The 17,011-nt window shown below is 34.2% G+C and carries 16 protein-coding genes and 2 tRNA genes; 10 read left to right on the forward strand and 8 right to left on the reverse strand.

Going from position 1 to position 17,011, the window contains the following annotated elements; translation table 11 throughout:
* Positions 1–73: 73 nt before the first annotated feature.
* The 3 genes from ACWA1F_RS11285 to ACWA1F_RS11295 form a co-directional block, all read right to left on the reverse strand.
* Positions 74–3,079 carry an Ig-like domain-containing protein gene (locus tag ACWA1F_RS11285; protein WP_456893833.1) on the reverse strand — a complete coding sequence of 1,002 codons (3,006 nt, stop codon included), beginning with the start codon at positions 3,077–3,079 and terminating at the stop codon, positions 74–76.
* A 106-nt stretch (positions 3,080–3,185) separates the two neighbouring features.
* Positions 3,186–3,728 carry an RNA methyltransferase gene (locus ACWA1F_RS11290; protein WP_306159562.1) on the reverse strand — a complete coding sequence of 181 codons (543 nt, stop codon included), beginning with the start codon at positions 3,726–3,728 and terminating at the stop codon, positions 3,186–3,188.
* A gap of 74 nt (positions 3,729–3,802) precedes the next feature.
* A complete protein-coding gene (locus tag ACWA1F_RS11295; protein WP_109191880.1) occupies positions 3,803–4,234 on the reverse strand; it encodes a DUF1573 domain-containing protein in 432 nt (143 codons plus the stop codon).
* Positions 4,235–4,393: 159 nt separating this feature from the next.
* Here ACWA1F_RS11295 and mutS point away from each other — a divergent pair, with 159 nt between their 5' ends.
* The 4 genes from mutS (at position 4,394) to ACWA1F_RS11315 (ending at position 7,904) form a co-directional block, all read left to right on the forward strand.
* Complete coding sequence (gene mutS / locus ACWA1F_RS11300; RefSeq protein ID WP_456893834.1) at positions 4,394–7,000, forward strand: DNA mismatch repair protein MutS; 2,607 nt, start codon at positions 4,394–4,396, stop codon at positions 6,998–7,000.
* Between the two features lie 162 nt (positions 7,001–7,162).
* Positions 7,163–7,235 (forward strand) — tRNA-Gly (locus ACWA1F_RS11305).
* A gap of 15 nt (positions 7,236–7,250) precedes the next feature.
* A tRNA-Leu gene (locus ACWA1F_RS11310) sits at positions 7,251–7,336 on the forward strand.
* 184 nt (positions 7,337–7,520) lie between these two features.
* Positions 7,521–7,904 (forward strand): DUF1508 domain-containing protein, encoded by a 384-nt coding sequence (locus tag ACWA1F_RS11315; protein WP_456893835.1) that lies wholly within the window; start codon positions 7,521–7,523, stop codon positions 7,902–7,904.
* Positions 7,905–8,033: 129 nt separating this feature from the next.
* On the opposite strand, the gene ACWA1F_RS11320 is transcribed toward ACWA1F_RS11315, so the two are convergent.
* Positions 8,034–8,249 (reverse strand): PG1828 family lipoprotein, encoded by a 216-nt coding sequence (locus ACWA1F_RS11320; protein ID WP_008467260.1) that lies wholly within the window; start codon positions 8,247–8,249, stop codon positions 8,034–8,036.
* Positions 8,250–8,586: 337 nt separating this feature from the next.
* Complete coding sequence (locus ACWA1F_RS11325) at positions 8,587–9,816, reverse strand: 3-deoxy-D-manno-octulosonic acid transferase (RefSeq protein WP_456893836.1); 1,230 nt, start codon at positions 9,814–9,816, stop codon at positions 8,587–8,589.
* 135 nt (positions 9,817–9,951) lie between these two features.
* Between ACWA1F_RS11325 and ACWA1F_RS11330 the strand changes: the two genes are divergently transcribed.
* The 5 genes from ACWA1F_RS11330 (at position 9,952) to ACWA1F_RS11350 (ending at position 13,686) form a co-directional block, all read left to right on the forward strand.
* On the forward strand, positions 9,952–11,082 hold the full coding sequence (locus ACWA1F_RS11330; protein WP_456893837.1) for a DegT/DnrJ/EryC1/StrS family aminotransferase: 1,131 nt from the start codon (positions 9,952–9,954) through the stop codon (positions 11,080–11,082).
* Positions 11,083–11,125: 43 nt separating this feature from the next.
* Positions 11,126–12,142 carry a UDP-glucose 4-epimerase GalE gene (gene galE / locus ACWA1F_RS11335; protein WP_456893838.1) on the forward strand — a complete coding sequence of 339 codons (1,017 nt, stop codon included), beginning with the start codon at positions 11,126–11,128 and terminating at the stop codon, positions 12,140–12,142.
* 85 nt (positions 12,143–12,227) lie between these two features.
* Positions 12,228–13,133 carry a DMT family transporter gene (locus tag ACWA1F_RS11340; RefSeq protein WP_456893839.1) on the forward strand — a complete coding sequence of 302 codons (906 nt, stop codon included), beginning with the start codon at positions 12,228–12,230 and terminating at the stop codon, positions 13,131–13,133.
* Positions 13,134–13,183: 50 nt separating this feature from the next.
* Positions 13,184–13,381, forward strand: coding sequence for a hypothetical protein (locus tag ACWA1F_RS11345; RefSeq protein WP_456893840.1), 198 nt, complete (start codon positions 13,184–13,186; stop codon positions 13,379–13,381).
* Positions 13,369–13,686, forward strand: coding sequence for a hypothetical protein (locus tag ACWA1F_RS11350; protein ID WP_456893841.1), 318 nt, complete (start codon positions 13,369–13,371; stop codon positions 13,684–13,686). The genes ACWA1F_RS11345 and ACWA1F_RS11350 overlap by 13 nt, the downstream gene beginning before the upstream one ends.
* A gap of 100 nt (positions 13,687–13,786) precedes the next feature.
* Here the strand turns inward: ACWA1F_RS11350 and fabD are convergent, their stop codons facing one another.
* On the reverse strand, positions 13,787–14,659 hold the full coding sequence (fabD, locus tag ACWA1F_RS11355; RefSeq protein ID WP_456893842.1) for an ACP S-malonyltransferase: 873 nt from the start codon (positions 14,657–14,659) through the stop codon (positions 13,787–13,789).
* A gap of 74 nt (positions 14,660–14,733) precedes the next feature.
* Positions 14,734–15,096, reverse strand: coding sequence for a DUF983 domain-containing protein (locus ACWA1F_RS11360; protein ID WP_091492477.1), 363 nt, complete (start codon positions 15,094–15,096; stop codon positions 14,734–14,736).
* A 179-nt stretch (positions 15,097–15,275) separates the two neighbouring features.
* On the opposite strand from ACWA1F_RS11360, the gene ACWA1F_RS11365 reads away from it, so the two are divergent.
* Positions 15,276–16,139 (forward strand): helix-turn-helix domain-containing protein, encoded by an 864-nt coding sequence (locus ACWA1F_RS11365; protein WP_456893843.1) that lies wholly within the window; start codon positions 15,276–15,278, stop codon positions 16,137–16,139.
* Between the two features lie 139 nt (positions 16,140–16,278).
* Here the strand turns inward: ACWA1F_RS11365 and ACWA1F_RS11370 are convergent, their stop codons facing one another.
* Entirely contained in the window at positions 16,279–16,812 is a 534-nt protein-coding gene (locus ACWA1F_RS11370; protein WP_306159539.1) for a YceI family protein, read from the reverse strand.
* Positions 16,813–17,011: the final 199 nt, after the last annotated feature.

Below are 17,011 nucleotides of genomic sequence, written 5' to 3' on the forward strand. Positions count from 1 at the left end.
CAATTAGATAATTTAAGCAGAAAATCCAAAGTATTATCTAATTTTCTAATTGACACATTATATAATTGATAAACTATCTTTTTAAAGTAAAATGTCCTCTTAAAACCGGCATCGAATCATCGACTTTTAATGCATACCAATAATCGGAAGCAGGAAGCGGAATTTGATTTAAAGTGCCATCCCAACTCATTTTGAAACGGCTTAATTGCGCTACTAGTTTTCCGTAGCGATCAAAAATGGTAACAACTGCCTGAGGGTAATTTTCCATTCCGGTTACTTCCCAGATGTCGTTGTAAGTGTCATTATTTGGTGTGAAAAATGGAGGGAAAACTAGTACTACAAATTGTTTTTCAGCTTCTCCGCATCTGCTTTTTTCTCGCGCATAAGCGGTCTGAAGTCCTCCAGGAACATCATAAAATACATTAGAATCTTGATAATTGACACCGTCTACAGAATATTCAAAATAATCTTCTGCTTTTACAAGATAAATGATTGCTCTAGTACCTTCAACGTCTATACGGGCAATCTGCGGAACTTTGCGCTCTTCGACAATAATCGTTTTTGTACTCGTACAATTTTCAGGACTTGTAACATCTACAGTATATGTTCCGCCTTCAGTAACATCTATAGTTTGAGTAGTTTTGCCATTAGACCATAAATAACTCATGCCAGCAATTCCTGCGTCTAATGTTCTGCTTTGAAACTGGCATAATGGCAAAGTTTCATTTGTAACAGCTGGAGGTGTATAAATGACAATGTTTATTGGAATTCTATTCGTATTTATACATCCGCTATTTGAAGCCTCAGCGTAATAAGTTGTATTTGATGAAATTGTTGGAGTTGTAAAAGCTGGTCCAGTAAAAAGACTTGTTGTTGCAGTTGCCGAATCATACCATTTAATAGAACCAACATTTGAAGTTGCTTTAATGGTTAAGCTTCCAGGGCCGCAATTAGTATAGGTGTCTTTTTCTGCAATCGGATCTGATGGAGTTATATTTATAGTTGCCGTTACTGATTTACGATTCGATTCACAGCCAGCATCAACATAATAAGTTGTAGTTGCAGTTATTGTTGGAGTAGTGTAGCTTGGGCCAGTCGCCAATAAATTTCCGCCAACAGCTGCATCAAACCATCTTATCGTTGCTCCAGCAGTTGTTGTCGAATTCAAAGTAAAACTTCCAGAATCGCAAACTGCACTAGGAATTAGAGGTTGTGTTGCTACAGGAATAGTAATTTTAGTACTCGCAGCAATTTCTAACGGAGCTTCACCCGGCATTCCGCCATATTCTACAATATATCCTTTTGGCTGATAGTTATCACCCGGAGTTAAAGAACCGGTATTAGATAAATCATTCCAAGAACCTCTTATTCCAACGCCTGGTTGTGTGATGTGCGCATAATCTTCCTCGCCTTGCTGGTTGGGTTCGCCATTGTTCCAAAAAGCAAAATTTGGTGTTGAGCCATTGGCGTTTCCATTCCAAAAAACAGTTCCATTTTCTGGTCCAGTAACCCATTTCCAAACACCTTCTGTTTCGGCATCACTTCCGCCAATCCATCCCGTTCCAGAGGCTTGTTCGCCAATTAATTTGGCTTCATCAGCAGATAAAATTGTGGCTAAATATCCTTGAAGCCCATAATAAGTGCGTGCCGCTGCTGCATCTCGCGCCGCCGTCCATGTGATGCCAATACTTGAAACATATTCGTAATAATGCTGTGTAGAGGGCAAATAATTTGCTTTACCCATTGTAATAGAAAATGTTCTAATTCCAGAAGCCGTTGCAGAAGAATTTGTAAAAACAACATCTTTAATGGCTGCAACAAAATCTGAATATAAAACATCTGCTCCTGTAGGACTTGATAAGGTTAGTTTTCCAGCTGTTGCATCCCAGCTTGTGCTAATAGTTGGGTGTGAAGCAGGATTTGAAAGTTCCAGTTTGTCAAAACCACTCGAATATCCAGAAGAAATTTGAATGTAAACGGCTTCAGTTCCTGTGTCTGATGGATCATTGTCTATTGTAACATCTTCTACAATTTTAATAGTGCCTTGAGGACAGTATAATTGGTCTCCTATAGCTTTGATAGAAGGAGGCGCAGTAGCTACGACCCTACTGCAATCAGTAGAATATCTAGCTGTATTGTCTCTGTAAGAAGACCAGTTGGCATTAGAATAATTTTCGTTATCTACGAGAATGCACGTCAGAGCTGGATTGTTTTTAAAATCAACAGCAGTAAGGTTTGAGTTTTGCCCATTTTTTACATTCAGATAAGTCAATTGGTTATTATCACACCAAAAATTTATTAGACTACGATTGGTAGAAATGTCCAGACTGGTTAATTGATTGAAACGACAATTTAGAACGAACAATTTTGTGTTTTGTGTAACATTTAGCGAGGTCAAACGATTGGAAAGGATATTGAAATAACTAAGGTCAACATTAGAAGAAACATCAATGCTTGAAAGGTTGTTAGAAGCACAGCTTAAATCTCGTAATAAAATATTTTTAGACAAATCTAAAGAGCTTATTTGATTTGCAGTACAATTTAAACCTATTAAGGCTAGATTTTTGCCAACGTCTAAAGTAGTTAGAAGATTATTAGGGCAAAAAAGCGTTTGTAAAAGCAAGTTTTGAGATACGTCTAAACTGCTTATTTTATTGTGATCTACAAATAAAGTTTCTAAAGCCGTATTTTTTGCAATATCAAGAGTGGTTAGCTCATTGTAACCGCAATCTAAATGTCTAAGCAGTAAATTTTTTGAAAGATCTAAAGAAGTAATTCTGTTATTGGTGTAGGGATTATTATTGTCTGATAATCCCAAGTCTAATTGTTCTAAATTTGTAAAAGCTTCAATTCCAGATAAATTAGAAATGCTTCTGCCGGGAATTACTAGCATTTTTACATTGACAACATTGGCGGTAAGAACTTGATTGTCAATAATACCATTATCAATATTCAAATCGATTAAAGCTTGTTCAAAATTAGGATCAGGAATTTGAGTATATTGTTGTGCAAATCCAATAAAACTGGACAGCAGTAAAGGGAATAAAAAAGACGCTTTTAAAAAGTAATGTTTTTTCATTTTATAAAAGTATCACTTTTATAATAACAAAAAAATATTTTTACATTTCTAACATTTTAAGTCTAAAAAATATTTTAAAATCACATTTTTTTAATAAAAATGCGCATTAGTTTTTATTTGGCCAATTCATTTTTTGAAACAAATCCCAAACCACAATTCCAGCGCTTACAGAAATGTTAAGAGAGTGTTTGGTTCCAAGCTGCGGAATTTCAATACATCCATCACAGATAGCAACAGCCTCTTGCGATACGCCGTAAACTTCATTTCCGAAAACTAAAGCATATTTCTGGTCTTTTTCGATTTTAAAATCTTGAAGAAAAATAGAACTTTCCACTTGCTCAATCGCCATTGTAAGTACGTTTTCTTTCTTTAAGTTTTCTATGACTTCCAAAACATTTTCATGATGTTCCCAAGCAACAGTTTCGGTAGCGCCAAGAGCGGTTTTATGAATTTCTTTGTTTGGAGGAGTTGCAGTAATACCGCATAAAATTATTTTTTCAATCAAAAACGCATCAGCAGTTCTAAATACAGAACCAATATTATGCAGACTTCTAATATCGTCTAAAACTAATATTAAAGGGGTTTTCTCTGATTTTTTGAAATCTTCAATTGATTTGCGGTCTAGTTCGCTGTTTTCGAGTTTTCTCATTGTGTTTAATTCAAGTCATAAAAAAAGCTTCCAAAGATAAGGAAGCTTTTTGATTATTTTAAATGTTTCTCAGATTAGCTTTTTACTGGATCTGGTAAAACTGTACCTTTAATAGTAAGGATTTTTGTTGGCTGTCCTTCTGCGTTAGAAGTTACTGTTACCGTTTTTGTGAAAGCACCAACTCTGTCAGTAGCATATTTTACACCAATAACACCTTTAGCTCCTGGGGCAATTGGTTCTTTTGGAGTTGTTGGAACAGTACATCCACAAGATCCTTGAGTGTTAGTAATGATTAATGGTTTTGTTCCGTTGTTAACAAAAACAAACTCACGTTTACCATCAGCATTGTGAGCGATAGTTCCGTAATCAATAGTTTCTGTTTCGAAAAGCATACCTGCTCCTTCAACTTTTGCAACTTTAGTAGCTTTAGCTTTTTTAGTTGTTTGTGCATTTGTTGCTGTGATACCAGCTACAGCCAACATAGCGAATAAAATTATTTTTTTCATCTTTAAGGGTCTTTTTTTAAATGATAAACAAAGCTATGTAAAATTCTCCAACCGTAAACTAAAAAAATCTTAAAATATTTTAATTTTTGAAGCTTTCGATATGCCGTTAAAAAATCATAAATTCGCTGTCTTAATTTTTTCATTTTAAAACATTACAATTTGGCAGCTAAAGAAAAAGTGGTGAAGGAAACACCTTTAATGAAACAGTACAACGAGATCAAGGCTAAATATCCTGATGCCTGTCTGCTTTTCAGAGTAGGAGATTTTTATGAAACATTTGGAGAAGATGCCATTAGAGCTTCAAAGATTTTAGGAATTACATTAACTAAAAGAGGAGCAGGATCTGATACTGAAACGGCGCTAGCTGGGTTTCCGCATCATTCTGTAAACACTTATTTGCCAAAGTTGGTAAAGGCGGGACTTCGTGTAGCGATCTGTGATCAGCTGGAAGATCCGAAAATGACAAAAACTATTGTAAAAAGAGGAGTAACTGAACTTGTGACTCCAGGGGTTTCTTTGAACGATGAGGTTTTACAGTCAAAATCAAACAACTTCTTAGCATCGGTTTATTTTGCTAATAAAAATATCGGAATTTCATTTTTAGATGTTTCTACAGGTGAGTTTTTAACGGCTCAAGGAAATGCAGAATACATCGATAAATTATTACAGAACTTCAATCCGAGTGAGGTTTTAGTTCCTAAGAATAATAAGAATGATTTTAAAACTGCTTTTGGAGAAGATTTTCATAGTTTCTATTTAGAAGATTGGATTTATAAAGAAGATTATGCTCTTGAAACGCTGACCAAACATTTTCAGACTAATTCCTTAAAAGGATTTGGTGTTGAAGAATTGAAAGAAGGAATAATTGCTTCTGGAGCAATTTTATATTATTTGTCAGAAACGCAACATAACCGCGTACAGCATATTACGGCGATTCAGCGTATTGCGGAAGACGCATACGTTTGGATGGATCGTTTTACCATTCGAAACTTAGAATTATACCATAGCTATAATCCAAATGCGGTTACACTTTTGGATGTGATCGATAAAACGCTTTCGCCAATGGGAGGGCGTTTATTGAAACGCTGGCTGGCATTGCCTTTAAAGGATGCAAACAAAGTAAAAAGCCGACACGAAGTTGTGGCGTATTTAAAATCGAATCCTGAAATTCTGCATAACATTCAATATCAGATTAAGCAGATTTCAGATCTAGAGCGTTTGATTTCTAAAATTGCTGCAGGAAAAGTTTCGCCAAGAGAAATTGTTTATTTAAAGGAATCTTTAGATGCTATTATTCCAATTAAAACATTGGCGCTTGAAAGTCCACAAGAAGCGGTAAAAGTAATCGGAGATAGTTTGCATGCTTGTGATTTGCTTCGCGAAAAAATCAAAACGACTTTAAATCAAGATGCTCCTGTTGCTATTTCAAAAGGAAATGCGATTGCAAAAGGGATTAATGAAGAGTTGGATGAATTGCGTGCGATTTCGACTTCTGGAAAAGAATTTTTAGAAGCAATTGAAAAAAGAGAATCAGAACGCACAGGAATTTCTTCATTGAAAATTTCATTCAATAATGTTTTCGGATATTACATCGAAGTTCGAAATACACATAAAGATAAAGTTCCGGAAGAATGGATTCGTAAACAGACTTTGGTAAATGCAGAACGCTACATTACTGAAGAATTAAAAGAATACGAAACTAAAATTTTAGGAGCTGAAGAAAAAATCTATAAAATAGAAAGCGAACTTTTTGAACAATTAGTAGCGTGGATTGGAACTTATATTAAACCAGTTCAAATGAATGCGTATTTAATTGCGCAATTAGATTGTTTATGTTCGTTTACTCAAATGGCTGTTGAAAACCAATATGTATGTCCAGAAATCGATGATACTTTCGAATTGGATATCAAAAACGGAAGACACCCTGTAATCGAAAAACAATTGCCAGTTGGAACGCCTTATATTGCCAACGATGTCTTTTTAGATAGAGAAACACAGCAGATTATTATGATTACCGGTCCTAACATGTCGGGTAAGTCTGCAATTTTAAGGCAAACCGCTTTAATTGTGCTTTTGGCTCAAATGGGAAGTTTTGTCCCTGCTGATAGTGTTAGAATGGGAATTGTAGATAAGATATTTACCAGAGTTGGAGCTTCAGACAACATCTCGATGGGCGAATCTACATTTATGGTCGAAATGAACGAAACAGCTTCTATTTTGAATAATATTTCAGATAGGAGTTTGGTATTGCTTGATGAGATCGGAAGAGGAACAAGTACCTACGACGGAATCTCGATTGCTTGGGCGATTGCTGAATTCTTGCACGAACATCCGGGAAGAGCAAAAACGCTTTTTGCAACGCATTATCATGAGCTGAATGAAATGACAGAATCGATGCCGAGAATTCAGAATTTCAATGTGGCGGTAAAAGAGCTAAAAGATACCGTTCTGTTTGTTAGAAAACTGGTAAAAGGGGGAAGTGCGCACAGTTTCGGAATTCATGTGGCTAAAATGGCCGGAATGCCTCAATTGGTTATTTCGAAAGCACAAAAACTTTTAAAGAAATTAGAAAAGAATCATTCGAGCGATGCTCTAAACGGAATAAAATCGGCAAATGAAGAAATGCAGATGAGTTTCTTTAATTTGGATGATCCTTTGTTGGAAGAGATAAAAGAAGAAATTCTGAATCTCGATATTAATGCAATTACACCTGTAGAAGCGTTAATGAAACTAAATGAGATTAAAAGAATGTTGGTTAAAAAATAATTTTAAATAATTTTCAAATTTAAAGTTTAGGTTATCAGAAAGTTATAAAATAAGTCGATTTTTTTTTGAAAAAACGCTTGTGTAATTGAATAAATGTCCTAAATTTGCACTCGCAATACGAAACAAATCAAGTGTTGCAGTTCTTAGTAAAATTTGAAAAATGCGAAAATAGCTCAGTTGGTAGAGCGCGACCTTGCCAAGGTCGAGGTCGCGGGTTCGAGCCCCGTTTTTCGCTCAAAAACCATACAATGCTCGGATGGTGAAATTGGTAGACACGCTGGACTTAAAATCCAGTGAACAGCAATGTTCGTGCGGGTTCAAGTCCCGCTCTGAGTACTAAAGCCTCTTCTTTTGAAGAGGCTTTTTTGTTTCTAGGCTACGCTGGAGGTTCTGAGGTGCTAAGATTCTGAGGTTCTAAGGTTTTTAGGATTTGAGAATTTTTGGTACTAGGTAAGCTTAGGAACTTAGGGGCTTAGTAGCTCAGTATCTTAAAAAAAAATCAACAATCTAAAATTTCTAAATGGGTGCTTTTGTAATTAGCAAGCGATTTAATGATGAATATAAATTTACGTTTACTTCGAGAAGAGGGAAAGTGATTTTTACGAGCCTGAGTTATGAGTTGAGATTTGAATGTGAGGAGGATATTGAAAAGTTTAAGGCGAATGTCGATCAGGCTAAGTTTTTAAAATTTAAAGGTTCTGGAGGAAAGTATTTTTTCAAATTGATGTTGGGAGAGGTACACTTTGCTACGAGCCGTAAATATAGTACGGAATTGCTTTTGCAGAAAGGAATAAAAGAAATTGTAACCTATTCTTCTAGATCGGAAATTTTAGATTTCTCTTCAAGTGAATCAATTTTTGGAGATGAAGAGTCTGAAGAAGAAGAGGAAGAGGCTGCTGAATAATAATAAAAAAAGCGTCTGCAATTGCGGACGCTTTTTTTTTTTTGTGTTTAATAGTGATTATCGAAAAATTAATCACAAAAAAAAACCATCTAAAAGATGGTTTTAAAATCGTTAGAACTTAGGTTCTAATTATTTTTTTACTTCTTCTACTTTAGCAGCAGCAGAATCAACTTTAGCAGCAGCAGAATCAACAGTTGCAGCAGCAGAATCAACTACAGCAGCAGCTGAATCAACAGCAACAGCAGTAGAATCTACAGCAGGAGCTTCAGCAGCAGCGTCAGCTTTTTTACAAGATACAACAGTTAATACAGCAACAACAGCTAAACTTAAAAATACTTTTTTCATCTTACTTTATTATAAAAGGTTAATTATTAATTCGTGGCAAAGATATAAATTTTTTAATATGTAAAATATTTTTTCACTTTTTTTTTAAAATATTTTCCTTACTCACGATTATCTTATTTATCAAATAATATGCCAAAATTATAAAAATTTCTTAAATTATTTAATTTATCGCGTAAATAATTTTTTATTAAATATTCTTTATAAAAACAGGTCGTTTTATTTCTCTGGCTTACGGTTTGTTTTGTTTTTTAAGAGTATTTATTCAAGTGCTTTTCAAGAAAAATACCTTTGATTTTACTCTTTTTCTGAAATAAATGTCTGCTGTGAGCACTCAGAGCTACGAAATGAGTTTTATAATCGTATCAGTTGCTCCTTTATTATCTTGAATAAATGATCTGCAGATTTCACTTTTTTCTTTTAGAAAGCTTGGGTCGTTTAATAATCGGTCAAAAATTTCTTTTAATTCTTTGCTTGTTGTTATTGGTGTGCAGCCACCAATTTCAACTAAAGCAATTGCTTCTGCAAAATTGGAATAATTAGGTCCAATTACAATCGGAATTCCAAATGTGGCCGGTTCCAGAATATTGTGTATTCCAGGATTTCCAAATCCGCCTCCTACATAAGCGATCGTTCCATAACTATAAATCTTAGTCAAGATTCCGACAATATCAATTATAAAGATATTATAAACAGATAAATCTTTGTTTTCTTTCTCTGAAAATAAAATAGTCGGTTTTGTAATTTTTGATTGGAGATCTGAAATCTGATCTGGTTTAATGTTGTGCGGAGCAATAATGAACTTTACATTTTCAGGCGCTTGATTGATATATTCTGCGATTAAAACTTCGTCTTTTGGCCATGAGCTTCCTATAACAATCGTAGGCTGATTATTTTTGAAATTTTCAATATAATCCAGACGGTTGTCTCTTTCTAAAATGGCGTTTACACGATCAAAACGGGTATCGCCAGAAACAATTACATTTTTAAAGCCAAGGCTTTCTATTTTTTGCTTCGATTTTTCATTCTGAACAAAGAAATAAGTAAAAGCGTTTAAGGCTTTTCTATAAAATCCGCCGTACCATTTAAAGAACATTTGGTTGTCTCTAAAAATTCCAGAAATTAAATAAGTTGGAGTCTTATGGTTTTCAAGTTCTTTTAAATAATTCAGCCAAAATTCATATTTAATGAAAAAAGCTTTTTCAGGATGAACTATTTTAATGAATTTTTCCGCATTGCTTTTACTGTCCAAAGGAAGGTAAACAGTGGCATCTGCGACTGTGTTATTTTTACGCACTTCGTATCCAGAAGGTGAAAAAAAGGTAACAACAATTTTGTGAGCTGGATATTTTTCTTTGATTTTTTCTATAACAGGAAGTCCTTGCTCGTATTCGCCCAACGATGCAGAATGAAACCAAATGGTCTTGTCTTCAGGTTGTATTTTTTCTTGTAGCGTATCAAAAACATTTTTTCGGCCCTCTACAAAAAGCTTAATTTTCGGACTAAACAAGGCTATGATTCTTAAGAAAAATCCTGCGATGTGGATGGCTAAATTGTATAAAAAAAGCATGTAATTTTTTTTGCAGCTAAATTACATTTCTTTCGACTATTTTCATTGGTTTGAAGCTATTAATAACTATTTTTGTTCCTCCTTTTAGAGATTTCTGTCTAAAAACAGCGTCTTTAATTTTTAAATACATTTAAAATGAAAAAAATACAAATGGTTGACTTGAAGAGTCAATACGAAAAAATAAAATCTACTGTCGATGCTTCAATTCAGGAAGTTTTAGATACAAATACTTATATTAACGGTCCTTTAGTTCATCAGTTTCAAAAGAATCTTGAAGATTATTTAGGAGCAAAACACGTTATTCCATGCGCAAACGGAACAGATGCTTTGCAGATTGCCATGATGGGATTAGGTCTTCAGCCAGGAGACGAAGTAATTACTGCCGATTTTACTTTTGCAGCAACTGTTGAGGTTATCGCTTTGTTGCAATTAACTCCAGTTTTGGTAGATGTTGATATGGTAAATATGAATATTGATATCGATGCGCTTAAAAAAGCAATTACGCCAAAAACAAAAGCAATTGTTCCTGTTCATTTATTTGGACGCGCTGCCAATATGGATGCGATTATGGAAATTGCATCTCAATACAATTTATATGTAATCGAAGACAATGCTCAAGCAATTGGAGCAGATTATGTTTCTAAATCGGGTTCTAAAGCTAAGGTTGGAACAATCGGTCACGTTGCAGCGACTTCTTTCTTTCCATCTAAAAACTTAGGATGTTACGGAGATGGAGGAGCAATTTTTACAAATGATGATAAACTAGCGCACATCATCCGCGGAATTGTAAATCATGGAATGTACGAGCGTTACCACCATGATGTTGTGGGGGTAAATTCACGTTTGGACAGTATTCAGGCAGGAGTTTTAAATGCAAAATTGCCTTTATTGGATGAATATAATAAAGCGCGCCGTTTAGCAGCGACTAAATACAATGCGGCTTTTGCTGGAAATGCAAAAATCATTACGCCAGAATTTGATGCAAACGAAAATGATCACGTTTTTCATCAGTATGTTTTAAGAATTATCGATGCAGATCGTAATGCTTTAATGCAACATTTATTAGATAAAGGAATTCCATGTGCAATTTACTATCCAATTCCGCTTCACTCTCAAAAAGCGTATTTAGATCCTCGTTATAAAGAAGAACAATTTCCTGTAACAAATCAGTTAGTTCAGGAAGTAATTGCGCTTCCAATGCACACAGAATTGGATGACGAGCAGATTAAATTTATTACAGACAGTGTAATAGAATTTTTAAAATAAGAAACTATTATTAGCCGAAAATATAACCACAAACAACCACAAAATGAAAGTATTAGTAACAGGAGGATTAGGATTTATCGGATCGCACACTGTAGTCGAATTGCAAAATGAAGGCTTTGAAGTCGTGATTATTGATAATCTTTCCAATTCTTCAGAAGATGTTTTAAAAGGAATTACAGCGATTACAGGTAAAACGCCTTTATTCGAAAAATTAGATTTAAGAGAAAAAAGTGCTGTTCGGGATTTCTTTAAAAAACACGATGATGTTACTGGAGTCATTCATTTTGCAGCTTCAAAAGCAGTTGGAGAAAGTGTTGAGCAACCATTGTTGTATTATGAAAACAACATTAGCAGTTTAATTTACCTTTTACAGGAATTACAGCAAAAACCAGAGGCAAGTTTTATTTTCAGCTCTTCTTGTACGGTTTACGGTCAAGCCGAAAAAATGCCAATTACAGAAGATGCTCCAGTCCAAACAGCAATGTCTCCTTACGGAAATACCAAACAAATTGGAGAAGAAATTATTACTGATACTGCAAAGGTTACCAATATCAGCGCTATTTTATTGCGTTATTTTAACCCAGTTGGGGCGCATGAATCAGTAGAAATTGGAGAATTGCCATTAGGAGTTCCTCAGAATTTGGTTCCATTTATTACGCAGACAGGAGTAGGCTTACGTCAGGAATTATCGGTTTTCGGAAACGATTATCCAACGCCAGACGGAACTGCAGTTCGCGATTATATTCATGTTGTTGATTTAGCAAAAGCGCACGTAATTGCGTTACAGCGTTTGTTGAATAAAAAGAATTTAGCAAAAGTGGAAACTTTTAATTTAGGAACTGGAAAAGGAAGTTCTGTTTTGGAGGTCATTCACAGTTTTGAAAAGGTCAGCGATAAAAAATTGCCATACAAAATGATGCCACGCCGTGAAGGAGATATTACCGAAGCGTATGCAAATACAGATAAGGCAAATAATGTGCTAGGATGGAAGGCTGAACTAAGTTTAGACGAAGCTATGGCGAGCGCCTGGAAATGGGAACAAAAAGTGAGGAATAAATAAATTTCTTATCAATTAAAATTATAAAATTTTAAGATCCCAAATTATAGCAGTATAGTTTGGGATTTTTTTTAGCGTATTGAGTGTCATGAAACAAACTATAGATTATAAATTAATATTTGCCTTAATGGCGGTTGGCATTATTTGGGGAACCACCTTTTTAGGAATCAGAGTTGCGGTCGAAACTATTCCGCCTTGGTTTGTAACATCAATTCGTCAAGGATTGGCAGGAATAATTATGATGGTTATTTTGCTGTTCAAAAAAGAATTAAAATGGATTGGCTGGGAAAATTTAAAGCATCAGCTGGTTGCATCGGTTTCGATGCTTGTCATTGCAAATGGTTTTACGACAATTGCAGAACAAACTTTGCCAAGCGGATTAGCTTCTGTTATTAGCGCTTTAGCACCGATACTTATTTTTCTGGGCAGTATTTTGTTCGGATTGCAAAAAATGAGTTTCAAAGGATTTATGGGGGTGGTTATCGGTTTCTCGGGAGTTGTTTTAATATTTAAAGACGGACTCGCCTCTTTTTTGGACGAAGATTACAGAACCGGAATGATATTCATGGGATTTGCAATCACAGCGTGGGCAGCAGGAACCATTTATACCAAAATTCACGGAAGTAAATCCAAGAATATTATCTTGAATTTATTTTACCAATTTTCAATGGCTTCTTGCATTCAATTGGTTTTGGCTTCTATTTTTTCTCCAAATCCAGATGTAAGTTCATGGAGTTTGACCAGTATAGGTGCAGCTTTGTACTTGTCAATTTTCGGATCAGTAATTGCTTTTTTTAGTTATAATTATGCCTTGAAACACGTTACGCCGGTACAGGTTTCTATTCTGGCATATATCAATACGATTATTGCGGTATTCTTAGGCTGGCTTCTTTTGAATGAGAGAATAACAGTTGAGTTTATAATTGCAACAATTCTAATTATTTTAGGAGTTTTTATTATTAATTATAAAAAGAAAGAAAAAACTTTCAAATAAATTCATGTTCGATCTTTTTGTTGTAAATTTGAAGAATTAAGAAAGTGATTATGGATGCAAAAAAAGAAAACGAGAAAAACAACAAGTTCGAAGAACCTGCAGTTGATTATAAGCCGATAAGACCAAAATTTAAAGGCATAGATCATGAGACTTTTGATTTTGATGCTGAGTTTGCTAAGGGATTAACACCAGAGGAATTTAAAACTGAAATGTCCAAAAGAATAAAAGCTTATCCTTGGAAAAAATAATTTTAACAGATGCTGTTCTAAAGTATTTCGACATTTTAGTTTTTAATCTTTTTGAAGAAGAATATTTTGGTTTTTTTGAATCTGCGGAAAATTATGTTCATAAAATTGTAGATTTTGTTTTATCGAGTATTTCAAATTTTCCTCATAAAAAAACTCCCAATTCAATTAAACATTTAGGAGTAAACTACATTTTCTACAAAACAAATTCTAGAACGACTTGGTATATATTTTTTGAAAAAAGAGGACAAAATTATTTGATAACAGGAATCATAAATAATAATTCTATTGAAGCTAAAGACCTTTAAAAATAAAAATCCCGAACTCATAAATAAATGAATTCGGGATTTTAAATTTATATTTTAACTGATCACTAAAAAAAAAACTGACCACTGATCACTTTAAAAATTAAGCATTAGCAGTAGCAGCTTCTTTATCAATTTTGTTAATTAATCCAGCTAAAACTTTTCCAGGACCAACTTCAGTAAATAAAGTTGCGCCGTCAGCGATCATTTGTTGTACAGATTGTGTCCATTTTACAGGAGCTGTTAATTGAATGATTAAGTTCTTTTTAATTTCGTTAGCATCAGAAACTGCGTTTGCAGTAACGTTTTGATACACTGGACAAATTGGAGTTGAGAAAGTAGTTGCTTCAATTGCAGCAGCCAATTCTTCTCTTGCAGGTTCCATCATTGGTGAGTGGAAAGCACCTCCAACAGGCAGAATCAAAGCACGTTTTGCTCCGGCAGCTTTCATAGCTTCACAAGCTTTTTCAACAGCAGTAGTTTCTCCAGAAATTACCAATTGACCAGGGCAGTTATAGTTTGCAGCCACTACGACACCATCGATAGAAGCGCAAACTTCTTCAACAACATTATCAGCTAAACCTAAAACCGCGGCCATTGTAGACGGAGTGATTTCGCAAGCTTTCTGCATTGCTTGAGCACGCTGAGAAACTAATTTTAATCCGTCTTCAAAAGATAAAGTTCCGTTCGCAACTAAAGCTGAAAATTCTCCCAATGAGTGACCCGCAACCATTTCCGGTTTAAAATCTTCCAAAGTTTTAGCTAAAATAACAGAGTGTAAAAATACAGCTGGTTGAGTCACTTTCGTTTCTTTTAGTTCTTCGGCAGTACCTTCGAACATAATATCTGTAATTCTGAAACCTAGAATTTCATTTGCTTTTTCGAATAATTCTTTGGCTAAAGCCGAATTTTCATAAAGGTCTTTACCCATTCCTGTGAACTGTGCACCTTGACCCGGAAATACGTATGCTTTCATTTGTCTAATTTAATTTTTTATTTTTTTTTAAAATTGAAAATTAGTTTCAATTGGAAGGCAAAAGTACTATTTTTTTAACTTGTATAACCCTTAAACATGTAAATCCATGCTAATCTTGAAAATCGGAGATTAAAAGGAGTAAGTAAAGTAATCACGACTGCAATGATCGGAAGGATTCTTAAATCGAAGTTAGTTTCGAAGAAATATTGCGCAATACAATACGTTGCAATACCCTGAGCTACCGTTAAGCCATAGTTTACGTACATGGCGCCAAAGAAATAACCAGGCTCTTTTTGGAATTTATAATGGCAATGACTACAATATTCGTTCATTTTCGGAAAACTGAAATTCAGAAAAATATTCTTGTCTGTAAAAACTTTTCCTTTGTGACAAACAGGACATTCGTTTTTTAAAATATGAGTTAATGCGCTTGACATGATTTTGTTAATTTTTGTTTGTACAAAGGTAATTTGTAATGACTTAAAAGTCTTTTTTATATCTTCGCTTATTATAGCACAAAAAAGACATTTTTGACTAAATTTTCAAAATCTAAATTCCAAATTCCAAATCGATCAATAGCATTCTGTAATCAGAAATCAATAAAAATTTTTTGTGTATGAAAAGATATCCCGTTTATAGCGTTCAAAATTTCAGCTGTAACGACATTCACCGTGATTTTTATGTCAATACTTTTAAAGAACATTTAAAAAGCCACAGTTTTGTCGAAGAACCGCATCGTCATGATTCGTATTTAATGGTTTTTTTTACCAAAGGTTCAGGATTGCATGAAGTCGATTTTGATCAGTTTGAAATAAAAAGAGGGAGTCTTTTTGTTTTACAGCCTGGACAGATGCATCATTGGAACTTATCTGAAGACATAGAAGGTTTCGTAATCATCTTTTCGCAGGAATTGTACAATTTGTATTTTGGACAAAAAAAAATCAACGATTATAATTTTTATCATTCCATTCATAACCGACCAGAAATGGTTTTTGAAGAAAATGAGATTCCTAAAATCCTGCCTTTTTTCAATTTATTGATTCAGGAAAACACTCAAAACAACAAATATCAATTAGATAAATTACTGAATTTATTAGATTGCATTCATATCGAAGTGTCTAGAAAATATAGCGAAACCTATTCGCATCAAACACATTCGTACAATATCAAAATCAATACTTTCGAATCACTTTTAGAAGAATATTTCAGAACCGAAAAGTTGCCTTCTTTTTATGCAGAAAAACTCAATATTACATTAAAACACCTAAATAGAATCTGTAACGAAATTCTTCAAAAAACAGCAACAGAAGTCATAACAGACCGCGTAATCTTAGAAATCAAAAGAATGCTGATTGATAAACAATTAGCCGTAAACGAAGTCGCATTCAAAGTCGGTTACGAAGATTATTCCTATTTCTCCCGCTTCTTCAAAAAACAAACTGGAATGTCTCCCACAGAATTTAGAAATACAGTGCGATAGTTTTTTCCGCCACGAATTCACGAATTTTTTTATGCGCAAAGATGATAAAAATAATTCGTGAATTCGTGGCTATAAAAAAAGCCCTGCACTTCATAGCACAGAGCTTTTAACCAACCAATTTTAATCTAAAACCAAAAGATTAAGCTTGTTTTACGAATTGTAATTCGATATTTAATTTTACTTCTTCACCAACTAAAACTCCTCCAGTTTCAAGAGCAGAGTTCCAGTTTAAGCCCCAATCTTTACGATTGATTTTTCCCTCTATGCTTAAACCAACTTTAGTATTTCCCCAAGGATCAGTCATGATTCCGCTGAATTCAACTGGGAATTTTACTGTTTTAGAAACACCTTTAATGTTTAAATCTCCAGTTAATTCAAATTCACCATCGTTGATTTTTTTGAAAGCAGAAGATTTGAAAGTTAATTTTGGATGATTCTCAGCGTCAAAGAAATCACCGCTTCTTAAATGTCCGTCACGGTCAGCATTTGCAGTGTCAACAGAAGCGATATCAGCAGAAAAACTGAAATCTGCATTGTCAAAACTTTCGCCCTCTGTAATTGCAGAAGCTTCATAAGTTCCAAATTTTCCTGAAACATTAGTAAACATCATGTGTTTAACTTTAAAACCAATTTCTGAGTGAGTTGGGTCAATTGACCATTTTGTAGTTGCCATAATTTTATTTTTTAAATAATTAATTTGTTTCATTTTGATAGGACAAAGTTACGGTGACAGTTGTCCTGAAGCACTTAACCTAGATTAAGAAATGAAAATTGAGATTTATTTATAAGCCACAGATTTTTTGTTTGCCACGAATTACACGAATCCTCACGAATTTTATTTGTTTTTAATTTGTGTAATTAGTGAAATTCGT

This window comes from Flavobacterium erigeronis, assembly GCF_054075165.1.

Coding starts and splice junctions, on each gene's coding strand:
- ACWA1F_RS11285 (WP_456893833.1), bottom strand. CDS start 3,079: ATGAAAAAACATTACTTTTTAAAAGCGTCTTTTTTATTCCCTTTACTG.
- ACWA1F_RS11290 (WP_306159562.1), bottom strand. CDS start 3,728: ATGAGAAAACTCGAAAACAGCGAACTAGACCGCAAATCAATTGAAGAT.
- ACWA1F_RS11295 (WP_109191880.1), bottom strand. CDS start 4,234: ATGAAAAAAATAATTTTATTCGCTATGTTGGCTGTAGCTGGTATCACA.
- ACWA1F_RS11315 (WP_456893835.1), top strand. CDS start 7,521: ATGGGTGCTTTTGTAATTAGCAAGCGATTTAATGATGAATATAAATTT.
- ACWA1F_RS11320 (WP_008467260.1), bottom strand. CDS start 8,249: ATGAAAAAAGTATTTTTAAGTTTAGCTGTTGTTGCTGTATTAACTGTT.
- ACWA1F_RS11325 (WP_456893836.1), bottom strand. CDS start 9,816: ATGCTTTTTTTATACAATTTAGCCATCCACATCGCAGGATTTTTCTTA.
- ACWA1F_RS11330 (WP_456893837.1), top strand. CDS start 9,952: ATGAAAAAAATACAAATGGTTGACTTGAAGAGTCAATACGAAAAAATA.
- galE (WP_456893838.1), top strand. CDS start 11,126: ATGAAAGTATTAGTAACAGGAGGATTAGGATTTATCGGATCGCACACT.
- ACWA1F_RS11340 (WP_456893839.1), top strand. CDS start 12,228: ATGAAACAAACTATAGATTATAAATTAATATTTGCCTTAATGGCGGTT.
- ACWA1F_RS11345 (WP_456893840.1), top strand. CDS start 13,184: ATGGATGCAAAAAAAGAAAACGAGAAAAACAACAAGTTCGAAGAACCT.
- fabD (WP_456893842.1), bottom strand. CDS start 14,659: ATGAAAGCATACGTATTTCCGGGTCAAGGTGCACAGTTCACAGGAATG.
- ACWA1F_RS11360 (WP_091492477.1), bottom strand. CDS start 15,096: ATGTCAAGCGCATTAACTCATATTTTAAAAAACGAATGTCCTGTTTGT.
- ACWA1F_RS11365 (WP_456893843.1), top strand. CDS start 15,276: ATGAAAAGATATCCCGTTTATAGCGTTCAAAATTTCAGCTGTAACGAC.
- ACWA1F_RS11370 (WP_306159539.1), bottom strand. CDS start 16,812: ATGGCAACTACAAAATGGTCAATTGACCCAACTCACTCAGAAATTGGT.